The sequence below is a fragment of the Maritalea myrionectae DSM 19524 genome (assembly GCF_000423365.1).
Lineage (GTDB): Bacteria > Pseudomonadota > Alphaproteobacteria > Rhizobiales > Devosiaceae > Maritalea > Maritalea myrionectae.
On sequence record NZ_AUHV01000002.1, the window covers coordinates 1,109,155 to 1,123,845 of the forward strand.

Below are 14,691 nucleotides of genomic sequence, written 5' to 3' on the forward strand. Positions count from 1 at the left end.
GCATTTGTCGCAGACAAGGATGCGGCGTGGGTTGTAAGGATGAGGCATGGCAAAATCAGGTGATGCGAAGCGAAATCAATTGTCGGCGCAAGATTGGCTGCTGGCCGCCATTGCGGCCATGGCCAAAGGCGGCGTGGAAAATGTGAAAGTTGAGCGGTTGGCGAAAGGCCTTGGCACCAGCAAAGGATCCTTTTATTGGCATTTTAAAGACCGCAAAGATTTGCTTGATCAATTGATCCGCTATTGGGTGACCCAAGGCACAGAACAGGTGATGGCGACCAACGAACGTGAAGAGACGTCTCCGCACGATAAGTTGGTTGCGCTGTTTCACGTCGCGCTTAAGGAGCCCGTGGGTACGCTCAGCTCCGCACAGGGGGAGATGGCCATGCGCAGTTGGGCGATGGTTGACCCAAACATCGCGCAAACTGTTTCCGAAACAGATCAGCAACGCATAGACTATGTGACCCATCTCTTTGCAGAACTTGGGTATAGCCAAGAACGCGCGGGGACAAATGCCCACCAACTCTATTTGATGTTGCTAGGCTATTATGCACGGGCCACCTATGCGCCAAACGCAGCGAAAGCAGCTCAAGAAAGCATCCTCGCCGCCCTGAGCGACATGATGACGGCGCGTTCGATTTAACGCTGCAAATATGCTTTGATTTCCCGTTCCCAGCGTAAATAGGCGCCAACGCTTGTCAGCAATATGGCGAAAATGACTGTGGGTAAAAGTGTGCCGCTTTCCCCGAAAAGCAGAATGTGCAATCGGCGCCCTGGCATCAGCGCCAAAACGAATGGAATGCCCAACGCGCCCCAATACATGGACAACATTGCTTCCCGGTGGGCGCGCACCTTTTTGGCCCGGATATCGCGTATCCCGCCCCAAAGACCTGCAATGGCAAAAGGAATAATCAAATGGATGGGACTGAAGGGGCCAATCCACTCAAATCCATGAATGAATAAAGCGCTGAATATGGCAATGGCCATGCCAATTACCCAAGCCCATCCCATAATTTTATGGGCATTTGTTCCCTTTTTCGCGTAGAGCATATAGCCGCCCAAGGCGATGCAAAACAACGCCGCGATAAGATGTATAATGACCGGCAGGGGTGCCGTTGCCAAGATTTCACTGTCCATAATGTCCTCATTTCCGCATTTGCGCGGGGTTCGCCAATTGCGCCGCTGCACTTGTGTGCGATAAATGAAAACCTTAAGTACTGGCGCAATGGGGATTTCGCCAAAACAAGGGAGTGCTTCGTGAACGACGGCCCATTACAATTGACGCTTCGCGAAATGCGCGAGATGTTCGGCTCTGGCCGAGTTTGGGCGGGCATCATCACTGTTGCGGTGTTGATCGGGATCATCGGCCCCTTCCAGACTTTTTCCTACTTTGCGCTGGGGCCGCGCTTGGCCTATTGGCTCACCACTGTTGTGGTCACTTATACGGGCGGCGTTTTTGCGGGCAGCTTAGTGATCAATGCCTTTGAGTATTATCTCAAAACCACCAACGCGGTGCTGCATGTGATCGTTGCGGGCACAGGCGCAGGCAGCACCGTTGCTGTTTTGATCACGCTGATCAACGGCGTCGCCTTGGGCGATTGGGAAATCCCAGGGTTCGTATCGTTTATGGTCTGGGTGTATTGCGTGGCGATTTCGATCTGCATTTCGGCACTGCACTACATATTTCAGCGTCCACAAAGCGAAGTCATCAACCCGCCGAAACAAGTGCCGCTCATGGCGCGCCTCAATGTCAAAAATCGGGGCCAGCTTTATTATTTGTCGATGCAGGATCACTATGTGAACATCGTCACCAGCAAGGGGGCCGAACTAATCTTGTTGCGGCTCGCCGACGCGATCAAAGAAACAGATGGCGTACCGGGGGTGAAAATTCATCGCTCCCATTGGGTGGCGCTTGATGCGGTGACGGAAACCCGCAAGAAGGGCAGTACGCTGGTCGCTGTAATGAAAGATGGGGCAGAACTGCCCATCAGCCGCGGGCAAACCGAGGCGGCGAGGGCAGCTGGGCTCCTGCCCGCTGCACCAGCCTGATCTAAGCCTGCTTGGCCTTTTCCGCCATTTTACGGTTCAGCTCGCGCTGTTCTTTGCGCAATTGCTTCATGCGTTCTTTGTTTTTCCGGGCAAATTCTTCTGCTTCATCGCCGATGTGGGCTTGGCCACGCTCAGCGGCCAAACGGATTTGCTTTTCCCGCTCCGCAGCGCGCGCCCGGCTGCGCTCTGATATTTTGTCAGCGCAGTGGTGGCATTGTTGACCTTCGATGAATTTGGGGTGCTGCTGGTCTTCTTCGGTCAGCGGATAACGGCAGGCCCGGCAAAGGGTCAAATTGCCCTCCTTCAAGCCATGCCCCACAGACACGCGCTCATCAAACACAAAGCACTCCCCGTCCCAAAGGCTTTTTTCCTCTGGCATTTCTTCCAGATATTTCAAAATGCCGCCCTTGAGGTGATAGACCTCTTCAAAGCCTTGGGCGAGCATGTAGCTGGACGCTTTTTCACAGCGAATGCCGCCGGTGCAGAACATGGCGACCTTCTTATTTTTTTTCGGATCAAGGTTTTCGGCTACATAATCCTTGAACTCGGTGAAGCTATCTGTTTTTGGATCGAGCGCGTTTTTGAACGTACCGATCGCCACTTCGTAATCGTTGCGCGTGTCGAGCACGACCATCTCCTCATCGGAGATGATGTCGTTCCAATCCTCAGGCGACACGTATGTGCCGACTTGTTTATTGGGATCTGCTTCTGGCGCGCGCAGGGTAACAATTTCCTTTTTCAGCTTCACCTTCATACGCAAAAACGGCATGTCGCTGGCGTCGGAAAACTTGATTTCGGTGTTTTTGAAACGGCCCTTGAATTGATTGCCGCGCTCCAAATAATCCACCAGTTCATCAATCGCTTCAGGACGACCCGCTACCGTGCCGTTGATGCCCTCTTCGGCCAACAAGAGCGATCCTTTGATGTCACGTTTCTTGCAAAAATGGAGAATGGGTTCTTGCAGTTCTTTATAGTCCGGCAAGGACACAAATTTATAAAGCGCAACGACCTTATATTCGCTCATCTTCAGCTTCCTCAGGTGATCAATCGCCTCGCCAGTTGAGGCGGTAAATTTCAATGGGGCGGTTTAGCAAAAAAGCGCCGCGCCGCCAAGCATTGATGTTTCATAGCCAAATCATTGCCATTTCCCCTTGATCTATGTCATCCTAGTTGTCCTGCCGTGATCTAAAATTGTGATCAACACACCAGAAATATGAGGTCCCTTATGCCCTATAGCGCATCACCTTCTCGCTATGACAAAATGGAATATCGCCGTTCCGGCCGTTCCGGTCTTAAACTTCCAGCCATAAGCCTTGGCCTTTGGCAAAATTTCGGCGGCACACGTGATTATCCAAGCGCACTCGAGATTTTGGCCTATGCTTTTGACAAAGGCGTCACCCATTTCGATCTGGCCAACAATTACGGCCCGCCACCAGGCTCATCTGAAGAGCTTTTTGGGCAAATGATGCAGCATGATTTTAAGCCTTATCGCGATGAAATGATCATCTCGTCCAAAGCCGGTTATGAGATGTGGCCCGGCCCTTATGGTGAGTTTGGCTCCCGCAAATATTTGATCGCCAGCTGCGACCAAAGCCTACAACGTTGCAATGTTGAATATTTCGATATTTTCTATTCGCACCGTTTTGATCCAGACACACCGTTGGAAGAAACAATGGGCGCCCTCGCCTCGCTTTACCACCAAGGCAAAGCGCTTTATGTGGGCGTCTCTTCTTATCCGCGCGAGCAAACCATCGAGGCCCACCGCATTTTGCAAGAAATGGGTGTTCCCTTGACCATTCACCAGCCGTCTTATTCGATCCTTAATCGTTGGATTGAAGATGATGGCACCTTGGATGCCCTTGGCGAACTGGGCGTGGGCTGCATTGCCTTTTCGCCTCTGGCGCAAGGCGTGTTGAGCGGCAAATACTCAAAAGGCAAAGGCGAAAATACCCGCGCGGCGGAAAAATCATCTTCTGTTGCTGGATCGCATTTGGAAATGGGCGTTTTGGACGCAGCAGATCGTTTAAACGAGATCGCCAAATCGCGTGGTCAATCATTGGTGCAATTGGCATTGGCTTGGGCCCTGCGGCGCGAGGAAATGACATCAGCACTCATTGGTGTGCGCACGCTTGAGCAGCTTAAAGACAATCTGGGCGCGCTCGACAATCTTGAGCTAAGCGACGAAGAAATCGCTGCCATCGACAAAGCCTCAGAGGGTGGGTTGATGAACCTCCACCCGCAACCTGAAGGTTGGCTGCGTTAAAAACAATTAGGGCGGCTTTCGGGGCCGCCCTTCTCAATTTAATCGTTGATTTTCATCATCTCGCTGGTTTGATCCCAGCCTAGGCTTTCATACATCGGTTCGGCTTCTTGAGAAGCATGCAGCACCATGGTGGAGACGCCGCGGGCTTTAAATTCCTGTTCGGCGCAGCTCACCAGAAATTTGGCAATGCCTTGGCCGCGATGGACGGGTGCAACATAGACATTGGCGATATAGCCGCGATGGGCCTCTTCTTCATGATGAAAGTGCGGCGCCCAATCAATGATCCATTGACCAACGCCCGCCACGGGCTCGCCATTGCGTTCAACAATAAAGCCGAAATAGCGCCCATCTGCCAACCGCTCCTGCAGCCAGGGGCGGAAATATGTGGTCATCTTTTCAAGGCTTTCGCGCGTGCGCTTGCCGCCATCGGAAAACATCAGTTCGCGCTGGGCGCAAATCAGATCGAGATCCATCTCGCGGACCGCCCGCAGCCGATAGCCCTTTGGCAAATCCATCAGGCAGGCTCAGGCAATTTGCCAATTTTCTTGCGCCAGATGGCCGGGGCGATCTGGTGGACGCTCTGACCCGTGGAATCCACGGCAACCGTCACCGGCATATTCTCCACGTCGAACTCATAAATGGCTTCCATGCCCAACTCTTCAAACGCCACCACGCGGGACGAGCGAATGGCTTTGGAGATGAGGTAAGCCGCGCCGCCTGTGGCCATCAAATAGGCTGCTTTGTGCTTGGCGATGGCCTCTAACCCGGCAGGCCCACGCTCGGCCTTGCCAATCATTGCTACAAGGCCAGTTTTGTCGAGCATCATCTCGGTAAATTTATCCATGCGTGTCGCTGTGGTTGGGCCGGCTGGGCCAACCGCTTCGTCGCCGACGGGATCGACAGGGCCGACATAATAAATCACCCGATTGTTGAAATCGACACCTTCAGGCAAGCCCTTACCGCTTTCATAAAGCGATTGAATTTTCTTGTGCGCGGCATCGCGCCCGGTAAGGATTTTGCCGTTAAGCAGCAAGCGATCGCCTTGTTTCCATGTGGCGACTTCTTCCGGTGTCAGCTTATCCAAATCAACACGCTTCGCGCCAGTGGAAGGCTTCCAGCCAATGTCAGGCCACGCGCTCAAAGGTGGTGGTGTCAAATCCGCTGGTCCCGTGCCATCCAATTCAAAATGCACATGGCGGTTGGCCGCGCAGTTCGGCGCAAGGCCAACTGGCTTAGAGGCCGCGTGGGTTGGCATGTCCAACACTTTCACGTCTACCACGGTGGTGAGACCGCCAAGGCCTTGCGCGCCAATGCCAAGTGCGTTGACCTTTTCATATAGCTCAAGCCGTAATTCTTCTGCAGTCGAGTTCGGGCCACGCTCAATCAGTTCTTGAATGTCGACCGGGGCCATCAGTGATTTTTTGGCCAGATACATGGCCTTTTCAGGCGTGCCGCCAATGCCGAGGCCGAGCACACCAGGCGGACACCATCCCGCACCGAGCGTTGGCACGGTTTTGAGCACCCATTCCACAATATCGTCGCTGGGGTTGAGCATTGCCAATTTGGCTTTATTTTCAGAACCACCGCCCTTGGCCGCCACAGTCACATCCACCTTATCGCCCGTGACCATTTCATAATGGATCACGGCGGGGGTGTTGTCGCCAGAGTTTTTGCGGGTGCCAGCCGGGTCAATCAGCAATGAGGCGCGTAGCAAATTGCTATCTGTCTCCGCATAGGCCTGGCGCACGCCTTGATTGACCATATCCTCGACAGACATGTCCGTATCCCAGCGCACATCCATGCCGATTTTCAAAAACACAACAGCGATGCCCGTGTCCTGACAGATCGGACGATGCCCTTCAGCGCACATGCGCGAATTGGTCAAAATCTGCGCAATCGCATCTTTCGCTGCGGGGCTCTCTTCCTTTTCATATGCCTTGGCCACCGCTTTGACATAGTCAAGCGGATGATAATAAGAAATGAATTGAAACGCGTCAGTGATCGACTGAATGAAATCTTCTTTTTTGATGGCAGGCATAAGTCCCTCGCGACAAAGGTGCATTAGTTAAATGCTTGTCCCATGAGTTGGTCAAATTTGCAACTAGACCAAGGGTCAATTTGATCGGTTTCGTCAAACGCTCTAAAACTCGATGTTGCGCCGCTCATGGATTTCGGGATCGAATTGCATTGGCGTTGCCCGGTTAAGCTTCCAATTGGTGTTGATCCCCTTAAAGTGCCAAAAGTGCACCCCTTCCACATAGCGTCGACCGAGTTGGGCGCGGTTTTCAATCCAATGCATATATGGGAACACCTTCAATTTTTTGAACCATTTGCGCTTTGGGTCAATCGCCCACTTGCCAGCGTAGCAGTGACTTTGCTTCTCATCTTTGGCGACAACGCAAAAGTCGCGATGATCGCCGAATTCGCTTTCTGCAATTGGCTCCACCCAAACGCCCTTCATGGCCAAAATGCCCAAGCTGGATTGCTCTGCCAGTTGGAATACATCGGCCTGGCCGTTGCTGTTCGCCAGCTCGTCAATATCCAGATTCAAAATGGCATTCGCGCCCATACCAAATCGGCGCAACACGATGCTCATTAGCGCGATTTGCAGAAAATGAGCCCAATAGGGGTTCACCCGCAATATTTCATCCTTGGCGCAATAGGGATAAGGCATGCTCACGACAAGGACTTTCTTAAGCCCATCAATGTCCGTCAGCGTCTTTATGAGATCATCCATCTCATATTGATCCGAACCATTATCAAACAGGATAATGGCGGAAACATTTTGCTTTCGCACATGGTACTCCGCCCAAAACTTGATCCATTTCAGATCGTTGTTTTTCGACAGGGTGAACATCAAATTTTCGCGTGAAAAATCATCACATCCATTTGGCTGCACCGGCATCAGATGCGTCTCGCCGGCAAAATGCATTTCAATTGCCGTGGTGTCGACAGGTACATCCTTCAATTGCGTGGACATCACCGTCAGAGAGAAAAAATGCTTTGCCTTTATCTGTTTACCTGAGGGCAACGCGCGGTAAACCGCCCGCTTGAAATGCGGCTTAAGATTTGTCGGTGTGGGGCCAACGCATAAAACATCTTTGGTGTTTTGGTCCCAAAAGCAATCATAGTAGAGGGTGGTGAAATCGAAGCTTGCCAAGAATTTTTCGGGGCGCTCGCGCTCCGGGTATTTTGGTCTGCGCTTAACATCGCTGGCATTGTCGAGTTGCACCGTGGAAAGGCGCACACTTTCCCGCTCACCGGTACTGAGATTCAGCAAACAGCCAATTGAAGCATCACCCATTTTTCTGCCCAAATATCTCTTCCAGCTTCTTGGCCAAAAACTCATCCTTCAAGTGCTTTTCGGGATCAAACGGCTCGGCGACAAGACGTTCATGCTGCCATTCCCGCTTTTCACCCTTTTGGGTTTTTGCCCGCCAACCGGTATTGACGCTTGCGAAGTGATAGCATTTGAAATCTTTTGATGCAGGATATGGGTTTAAGATGCCATACACACGATGCGTCCAAGGCATTGGAGTTGGTTTAGTTCGCCTCAGTTTTCCAGGCGCAACCACCCATTTGCGCAGGTGGTCTTGTCGGCCGAGGCGATCTTTGTTGCGAAAGTGAAATCCCTGAAACACCGATGCTTGCTCATCACCGACATTTCCCTGAACATTTTCGACCAGAAAACGGTCGAATTTGAGGGTTCCAAAATATCTTCTTTCGGCAGCTGCAAAGATCGATTTTCCAGATGAAGACAAGATCAGTTCGTCTATATCCACATTTAGTATCGAGGCCGCACGTAGGCCAAATCTTAGGTGGAATGCAGGAAACATTGGCGGTTGTGCAAACGAAACGTTTGGGTTGAGACCGTGGTCCTGTCCAACCTTGTCGATAACACCATAGATGAATGGCCACTCAACGACCTGAACGGATGATATGCCTTCAATATTTGTCAGATACGCTGAAAGATCCTCCGGATCATAAATGGACGAGTTATTGTCAAAGATGCATACGCTATCCGCACCATGCTCTTTGACATAGAATTTGACCCAGTCCTCGATCCATTGCAGGTCGTTGTCTTGGTTCATCGTCAAAAGAACACGCTTACCTTGAAACCGTTCACAATGGTTCGCGCCAATATCACCAACAATACGCTGCCCCGCAATCGTCAAAGCAAACTGGTGGTCGACCTCAGGCAGCTCCAGATAGCCAGCAATGTTTTCGTGGCTTTTGACGAGCTTAAGCTGACCAATATGCCCAGACTGTATGCCCTCAACTCGGCAATTGACTAAATCATCCAAAAGATTTTTGGGATCCGGTCCAACAAACCACACACGCTTTCCGTTCGCGTCACGGAACACATCGTAGAAAAGCCCAAACCGGTCAAAGCCTTCCCAAAAATCCCCGGCACGCGCCAAGTCCGGCCTGTCTGGCTGACGTGTTAATCCGCCGTTGGATGCCAGAAAAACTGGATTTGGTTGATTGACTGCTGACATCGGGTCGGCTCCACCGGTTCTTTCATTCAAGCCCTATCCCCGCAATTCAGCCTTTGTGGCTTTTTGCACAGCAGCAACCACTTTTTGGCTGATCGCGTCGATTTCTTCGTCGGTGAGGGTTTTGTCTTTGGGTTGAATGGTCACTTCAATCGCCAAGGATTTTTTCCCTTCGCCCAAATTGCTGCCTTCAAACACGTCGAACAAGCTGACATTTGTAATCAGCTTCTTGTCGGCTGATCCGGCGGCTTTGAGCAATTTGCCCGCTTCGACAGATTGATCGGCCACGAAAGCGAAGTCGCGTTTCACGGTTTGTAGGTCGGATATGGTCAAAGCAGGTTTCGCCTTGGTGGCTTTTGCCCGAGGTTGCGGAATCGCGTCCAGATTTAGCTCGAATGCGGCAATGTTTTTGGGCAAATCCAAGTCTTTGATCAGTTTGGGGTGCAGCTCACCGAACCACCCGATGATATTTTTTGGCCCCAACTGCACGCGGCCGCCCCGGCCCGGATGCGACCATGTTGCGGGCTCAGCTACAATTTGCAGATTGTTGGGATCGACACCCAACTGCGCCAATGTCTCAAACAGATCGGCCTTAGCTTCAAACACATCTGGTTTTTCTGCTTTGCCCTGCCAATGGCGGCCCACTTGGCTATAAGTGTCCAAGCCAGCACGTACGCCAGCGGCATAGTTATGTTGCCCATCTGGAGCGGCGGTTTTAAACACCTGACCAACTTCGAAAAGCGACAAGTTGGCAATGCCTCGGTTGGTGTTGCGGTTGACCGCTGCCAGCAAGCCGGGAAGCAAAGAGGGGCGCATATCGCTTAGTTCTGCGCTGATCGGATTTTCCAACTTCAGCTCATCTTGGCCGCCGCCAAAGGCTGCTGCTTCTTTTTCAGAAACAAAGGACCAAGTCACTGCTTCATTAAAGCCACGCGCCGCCAAAGCCCGCCGCGCAATACGACGACGGTTTTGAATCGTTGTGAGCATTTTAGGCGCAACGCTGGTGAGACGCGGCAATGGATCAACAGGCACATTGTCGACGCCGACAATGCGCATCACTTCTTCCACCAAATCTGCTTTGCCCTCAATGTCGGGCCGGTAAGACGGCACCGCCACTTTCACCACATCGCCAGATCCAGCCACCCAAAAGCCCAGACGGCTCAATACGGCCTTCACCTCGACGAAAGGTACCTTCAAACCGGTCAGGCGGGTGATTTCCGCCAGTGGGAAGTCGATGACTTTTTCCTCAGGTTGCACATCGCCTGTGACGGTGATTTCGTGCACTTCGCCACCGCAAATCTCCAAAATCAGTTTGGTGGCCAATTCGAGACCTGCGATCGTCAGCTCTGGATCAACATGGCGTTCCAGCCGATAACGCGCATCAGAATTGATGCCGGTTTTGCGGCCAGTTTGCGCGATTTCGATCGGTTCCCACCATGCACTTTCCAAAAACAAGCTGGTGGTGTCTTCGGTACAACCGCTTTCTTCACCGCCCATAATGCCGCCAATACAAAGCGGGCCATTATCATCAGCTAAGATACACATGGTTTCGTCAAGCTGATAGGTTTTGCCGTCCAGCGCTAAAATCTCTTCGCCTTTTTTGGCGTTGCGCGCGTGGAACTGGCCGTTGATTTTGTCAGCGTCGTAGGCGTGCAGCGGGCGGCCACGATCGTAAGACACATAGTTAGTGATGTCGGCCAACGCGTTGATGGGCCGCAGACCGATCGCGATCAAACGCTGCTGCATCCATTCGGGCGATGCGCCATTTTTTACGTTTTTGAACAAGCGGCCAGCAAATTGCTGACAGGCTTGGGGCTCACCCTCGCCAAAGCGAAACTCAACAGAAATATCGCCTTTGCCGTCCAATGTTGCAGGCACAGGTTGGACAGTACCGTCCTTCAATTCACCAACGCCCACGGCGGCCAGGTCGCGTGCGACACCGTAAATGCCGGTGCAATCGCCACGGTTGGGGGTGATGGCGATGTCGATCACCACATCGTTCAGTTTGGCATAATCAACATAGCGCTCGCCTACGGGCGCATCCGCTGGCAAATCAATGACGCCGTCATGATCGTCAGACAGGAGCAATTCACGCTCAGAACACAGCATGCCATTGCTTTCTTCGCCGCGGATCACGCCTTTGGACAACACAAAATCTGTGCCGGGAATATAGGTGCCTGAAGCGGCGAACACGCCCTTCATGCCCGTGCGCGCATTGGGGGCGCCGCACACCACTTTCACGGGGTCGCCTTTGCCAGTGCTCACTATGCACACTTTTAGCTTGTCCGCATTGGGGTGTTTTTCAGCGGAAAGAACTTCGCAAACTGTAAAATCCGCGAGTGCTTTTGCCTGATCTTCAACCTCTTCCACCTCAAGTCCGATCTGGGTGAGGGTTTCAATGATCTCATCGTTGGACGCAGTGGTGTCCAGATGATCTTTTAGCCAGTCAATTGTAAATTTCATCGGTTTTACTCTTTTGTCGTCGTTTGATCCGCTAACGCTTCAATCAGCTTAAAGCGCTCGCACACCAGTTTCATTTCGGGTGAAAACCCGCCATTCCGGGTAAAAAATTCTTTGTGGCCATCATGCCAATATTGATAGCTCAAATCCCCTTCGCCTTCGGCGCGGGCAAAATCCTCATCCACTTCGTCAAAGCGTTTCACCTCCACTGAGGTCGTTTCGATGATGCATTGGGGCACGCCGTCCCAGTTGGGCACAATGTAGCGCTTCCCCACTTCAGGCAAAGGTTCGCCATCGGCTTCATAATGTACCAGCGCCCCACAGGTCGCGGTTTTCTTGCCCGCAACAATCAGGCCAACCAGTTCGTTGCACAGGGTTTCGCTGTCGCCAAATTCAGAGATTTCGAGCTGGCGCAAATGTTGCGGCAGGCTGGAAACAATGAAGAAGCGCTTGAGCAAATGGGCAAAGCCGCGGGCGTCATCAATGGCGAAATGGCTGTGCGGCTGGAACCCAATCCAGCTATCAGGCACCCGCCGTGTGGTCCATTCCTGATGCGGCACGCCAGCCAAAATGCCCGACATGGTGTAAATATCCGCCGCCCCGCCGCTAAAGATCACTTGGCTGTGGGTGGGGCCAGAAAAGACGCGCGAACGGGTATAAAGATCCAAATAATGATCGATGAAGATGCCGTCAAAAATGAGTGGCGCGGCGGCGAACACCTTGCGCCCCTCAAAGCCCTTCACCCACGCGGCATATTCCTTCATCACCTTTTCCGGTGATTGGGCATTTTCGGTGGCCGCCTTATAGGCATCGGGTTCGGTCTTCCACCATTCCATGGTTTTAGGGTCGGGCACCCGGTCTTTGCGCGGCTCAAGCACAGCTTGAAACTCACCCAAAAACTGGCCACGGCGATTCATCGCCACACTGGCAAAGCTCAGCATAGAGTTGCGCAGGGGGCTGGGGCCATCGCTTTCAATGTCGGTCACGATATAGATTTCTTCCATATCGCTGACGGGCATGGTCACGAAGACAATCCTCCAAACAGGGTCGGCAGATCCAGTGGGCGGAAGCCATAATGGTCGAGCCAGCGTTGATCAGCGCCAAAGAAATCGCGCAGGTCAGGCATGCCATATTTCAGCATGGCGATCCGGTCGATGCCCATGCCCCAAGCAAAGCCTTGATAGATATCAGGGTCGAGCCCACAATTGCGGATCACATTGGGGTGCACCATGCCGCAGCCCAGAATTTCCATCCAGTCGCTGCCTTCGCCAATTTTCACTTCATTGCCGGAGCGGTCGCACTGCACATCCACTTCCATGGATGGTTCGGTGAACGGGAAGAATGACGGGCGGAAGCGGGTTTTAACGTGATCAACTTCAAAGAAGGCGGTCAAAAACTCTTCCAGCACCCAGCGCAACTGGCCGATATGTGATGATTTATCAATCACCAAGCCTTCCAACTGGTGGAACATGGGTGTGTGGGTCTGGTCGCTGTCGCAACGGTAGGTGCGGCCCGGAATCACGATGCGGATCGGCGGCTCCTGATTTTCCATGGTGCGGATTTGCACCGGTGAGGTGTGCGTGCGCAGCACCATCTTGCCTTGATTGGAGCCTTCACCCTCTTGCTGCTTCATGAAGAACGTGTCGTGCATTTCGCGCGCGGGGTGACCTTCGGGGAAGTTCAACGCGGTGAAATTGTAATAGTCGCTTTCAATATCGGGGCCTTCGGCAATGGCGAACCCCATATCGGAAAAGATCGCAGTGATTTCATCAATGGTTTGGCTGATCGGGTGGATAGAGCCGCGCTGCATGGGCCCTTGTTGCAGCGGCAGGGTAATGTCCACTTTTTCAGCCGCCAACTTGGCATCCAGCGCCGCATTTTCCAATTGCTCTGCCTTGGCTTCAATCACCTCGGCGATTTCGGTTTTTAGGCCATTGAGCGCGGGGCCAGCCACTTTGCGCTCTTCGGGGGTCATTTTGCCCAAGCCTTTCAGCTGTTCAGAAATGGAACCCTTTTTGCCCAAGGCGCCAACCCGAACCGCATCCAGTTCTTTTAGGTCAGCCGCGTTTTCAACCGCAGCCAGGATTTCAGATTTGAGCGCGTCCAGCGCTTTGGTATCAACCATTTGTTCGGACCCCTTGTCCCGTTTATTCGTTTAAGCAGCGAGAAGATTTGCGCACCATATAGGCGCACAAAGCCTTTAAACACAAAAGCCTTGCGCCAACCCCAGACTGGAGGATGGCGCAAGGCTTTAAATTCGGCCTCAGAAAAGATAAGGCGAGGAGTGCTTAGCTGGCAACCCGAGCGTGGGTTGTCGCGTCAACATCCTTAAGGTAACCGAGCGCTTTTTTGGCAGTTTCCACCAGCGCTTTGAAGCTTTCTGGCTCACGAACGGCCAGGTCAGCCAATACTTTACGGTCAACCGCAACCTCAGCTTTGCTGAGGCCGTCGATAAATCGACCATATGTCAAGCCATGCTCGCGAACAGCAGCGTTGATACGCTGGATCCACAATGCACGGAAATTACGTTTTCTCGCCTTCCGGTCGCGATATGCGTACTGACCCGCTTTTTCCACCGCTTGCTTTGCAACGCGAATGGTATTCTTGCGACGGCCATAATAACCTTTGGCTGATTTGAGCACCTTTTTATGACGGGCGTGGCTCGTTGCGCCTCTTTTTACACGTGACATGGATTTAGTCCTTAAAAGTCAGATTATTAGGCGTAGGGCAGGAATTTTTTCACCGTGCGTGCATCTTGTGCACACATTGCGCTCGTACCACGGTTTTGACGGATATATTTACCGTTGTGGCTGATCAAACGGTGGCGTTTGCCTGCTGCTGCGGCCATGACTTTGCCAGTGCCAGTCACTTTAAAGCGCTTTTTAGCGCCAGACTTTGTCTTAAGCTTGGGCATTTTGCTTTTCCTTCTTGTTGCCTCATCCCCGGTGGGATTTGGCGGGTTTTAAGCATTATGGATCGACACGGCATACCCTTTTCAGGCCGGACGATCCGCTTGAACTTGAGGGTTATAAGAGCACACAGTGCAAAATGCAAGCCTTGTGCGCTGTTCTTTTAGCGGTTTTTACACGTCGTGCTGGTCAATCAGAATATCATTGCCATCAGGGTCTTTGAACAAGGCCATTTTGGGATAGTCCTCACCTCCCATTTGCCGTGAATAGTCCACCCCCATCTCATCCAGCTTTTTGTGGATTGGTTTTATATCCTTTGGATTGAACGTCATGATGTTTTGTTCAAACATGCCTTGGAAAATTCCCACTTTGGCATCGCCATTTTGCAGCACCAGCCAGTTTTGTGCCTGATCGCCAGCGACGATTTCAAACCCCAAATTTTGATAAAATTGCTTCGACACTTCAATGTCTTTGACATTCAAGCTCACCGAAAAACGTCCCAGTTCCATTTTGT

Annotated in this window: 15 protein-coding genes; 3 read left to right on the forward strand and 12 right to left on the reverse strand. The window is 52.2% G+C overall.

From position 1 onward, the window contains the following. The first annotated feature begins 46 nt into the window (after positions 1-46). Positions 47-643 carry a TetR/AcrR family transcriptional regulator gene (locus G549_RS19180; RefSeq protein WP_051213422.1) on the forward strand — a complete coding sequence of 199 codons (597 nt, stop codon included), beginning with the start codon at positions 47-49 and terminating at the stop codon, positions 641-643. Here the strand turns inward: G549_RS19180 and G549_RS19185 are convergent. Then, a complete protein-coding gene (locus tag G549_RS19185; protein ID WP_051213424.1) occupies positions 640-1,137 on the reverse strand; it encodes a DUF2306 domain-containing protein in 498 nt (165 codons plus the stop codon). The genes G549_RS19180 and G549_RS19185 overlap by 4 nt on opposite strands. Before the next feature lie 120 nt (positions 1,138-1,257). Between G549_RS19185 and G549_RS0105690 the strand changes: the two genes are divergently transcribed. Beyond that, positions 1,258-2,049 carry a LytTR family DNA-binding domain-containing protein gene (locus G549_RS0105690; RefSeq protein ID WP_036221034.1) on the forward strand — a complete coding sequence of 264 codons (792 nt, stop codon included), beginning with the start codon at positions 1,258-1,260 and terminating at the stop codon, positions 2,047-2,049. A gap of 1 nt (position 2,050) precedes the next feature. Here G549_RS0105690 and trhO read toward each other — a convergent pair whose 3' ends face one another. Further along, positions 2,051-3,073 (reverse strand): oxygen-dependent tRNA uridine(34) hydroxylase TrhO, encoded by a 1,023-nt coding sequence (gene trhO / locus G549_RS0105695; protein ID WP_027834219.1) that lies wholly within the window; start codon positions 3,071-3,073, stop codon positions 2,051-2,053. A 201-nt stretch (positions 3,074-3,274) separates the two neighbouring features. On the opposite strand from trhO, the gene G549_RS0105700 reads away from it, so the two are divergent. Beyond that, positions 3,275-4,312 (forward strand): aldo/keto reductase, encoded by a 1,038-nt coding sequence (locus tag G549_RS0105700; protein ID WP_027834220.1) that lies wholly within the window; start codon positions 3,275-3,277, stop codon positions 4,310-4,312. Between the two features lie 38 nt (positions 4,313-4,350). Here the strand turns inward: G549_RS0105700 and G549_RS0105705 are convergent, their stop codons facing one another. The 10 genes from G549_RS0105705 to G549_RS0105755 all read right to left on the reverse strand — a co-directional run bounded on the left by G549_RS0105705 (position 4,351) and on the right by G549_RS0105755 (position 14,686). Beyond that, complete coding sequence (locus G549_RS0105705; RefSeq protein WP_036221038.1) at positions 4,351-4,827, reverse strand: GNAT family N-acetyltransferase; 477 nt, start codon at positions 4,825-4,827, stop codon at positions 4,351-4,353. Then, entirely contained in the window at positions 4,827-6,350 is a 1,524-nt protein-coding gene (locus G549_RS0105710) for a fumarate hydratase (protein ID WP_027834222.1), read from the reverse strand. The genes G549_RS0105705 and G549_RS0105710 overlap by 1 nt, the downstream gene beginning before the upstream one ends. 102 nt (positions 6,351-6,452) lie before the next feature. Then, positions 6,453-7,616: a hypothetical protein gene (locus G549_RS0105715; protein WP_027834223.1), complete on the reverse strand. Its 1,164-nt coding sequence runs from the start codon at positions 7,614-7,616 to the stop codon at positions 6,453-6,455. Then, entirely contained in the window at positions 7,609-8,811 is a 1,203-nt protein-coding gene (locus G549_RS0105720) for a hypothetical protein (RefSeq protein WP_027834224.1), read from the reverse strand. Before G549_RS0105720 ends, G549_RS0105715 begins: the two co-directional genes overlap by 8 nt. Before the next feature lie 33 nt (positions 8,812-8,844). After that, on the reverse strand, positions 8,845-11,271 hold the full coding sequence (pheT, locus tag G549_RS0105725; protein WP_027834225.1) for a phenylalanine--tRNA ligase subunit beta: 2,427 nt from the start codon (positions 11,269-11,271) through the stop codon (positions 8,845-8,847). A gap of 5 nt (positions 11,272-11,276) precedes the next feature. After that, positions 11,277-12,287 (reverse strand): ASCH domain-containing protein, encoded by a 1,011-nt coding sequence (locus G549_RS22115; protein ID WP_343251105.1) that lies wholly within the window; start codon positions 12,285-12,287, stop codon positions 11,277-11,279. Positions 12,288-12,289: 2 nt separating this feature from the next. After that, complete coding sequence (gene pheS / locus G549_RS0105740; protein WP_027834227.1) at positions 12,290-13,393, reverse strand: phenylalanine--tRNA ligase subunit alpha; 1,104 nt, start codon at positions 13,391-13,393, stop codon at positions 12,290-12,292. A 163-nt stretch (positions 13,394-13,556) separates the two neighbouring features. Beyond that, positions 13,557-13,958, reverse strand: coding sequence for a 50S ribosomal protein L20 (gene rplT / locus G549_RS0105745; RefSeq protein WP_027834228.1), 402 nt, complete (start codon positions 13,956-13,958; stop codon positions 13,557-13,559). A 26-nt stretch (positions 13,959-13,984) separates the two neighbouring features. Beyond that, entirely contained in the window at positions 13,985-14,182 is a 198-nt protein-coding gene (gene rpmI / locus G549_RS0105750; protein ID WP_027834229.1) for a 50S ribosomal protein L35, read from the reverse strand. 168 nt (positions 14,183-14,350) lie between these two features. Next, positions 14,351-14,686 (reverse strand): VOC family protein, encoded by a 336-nt coding sequence (locus tag G549_RS0105755; RefSeq protein WP_027834230.1) that lies wholly within the window; start codon positions 14,684-14,686, stop codon positions 14,351-14,353. Positions 14,687-14,691 lie beyond the last annotated feature (5 nt).

Bases quoted from the DNA above. Each gene is read 5' to 3' on its own strand.
- G549_RS19180 (WP_051213422.1), top strand. From the start codon at position 47: ATGGCAAAATCAGGTGATGCGAAGCGAAATCAATTGTCGGCGCAAGAT.
- G549_RS19185 (WP_051213424.1), bottom strand. From the start codon at position 1,137: ATGGACAGTGAAATCTTGGCAACGGCACCCCTGCCGGTCATTATACAT.
- trhO (WP_027834219.1), bottom strand. From the start codon at position 3,073: ATGAGCGAATATAAGGTCGTTGCGCTTTATAAATTTGTGTCCTTGCCG.
- G549_RS0105700 (WP_027834220.1), top strand. From the start codon at position 3,275: ATGCCCTATAGCGCATCACCTTCTCGCTATGACAAAATGGAATATCGC.
- G549_RS0105705 (WP_036221038.1), bottom strand. From the start codon at position 4,827: ATGGATTTGCCAAAGGGCTATCGGCTGCGGGCGGTCCGCGAGATGGAT.
- G549_RS0105710 (WP_027834222.1), bottom strand. From the start codon at position 6,350: ATGCCTGCCATCAAAAAAGAAGATTTCATTCAGTCGATCACTGACGCG.
- G549_RS0105715 (WP_027834223.1), bottom strand. From the start codon at position 7,616: ATGGGTGATGCTTCAATTGGCTGTTTGCTGAATCTCAGTACCGGTGAG.
- G549_RS0105720 (WP_027834224.1), bottom strand. From the start codon at position 8,811: ATGTCAGCAGTCAATCAACCAAATCCAGTTTTTCTGGCATCCAACGGC.
- pheT (WP_027834225.1), bottom strand. From the start codon at position 11,271: ATGAAATTTACAATTGACTGGCTAAAAGATCATCTGGACACCACTGCG.
- G549_RS22115 (WP_343251105.1), bottom strand. From the start codon at position 12,287: ATGCCCGTCAGCGATATGGAAGAAATCTATATCGTGACCGACATTGAA.
- pheS (WP_027834227.1), bottom strand. From the start codon at position 13,393: ATGGTTGATACCAAAGCGCTGGACGCGCTCAAATCTGAAATCCTGGCT.
- rplT (WP_027834228.1), bottom strand. From the start codon at position 13,958: ATGTCACGTGTAAAAAGAGGCGCAACGAGCCACGCCCGTCATAAAAAG.
- rpmI (WP_027834229.1), bottom strand. From the start codon at position 14,182: ATGCCCAAGCTTAAGACAAAGTCTGGCGCTAAAAAGCGCTTTAAAGTG.
- G549_RS0105755 (WP_027834230.1), bottom strand. From the start codon at position 14,686: ATGGAACTGGGACGTTTTTCGGTGAGCTTGAATGTCAAAGACATTGAA.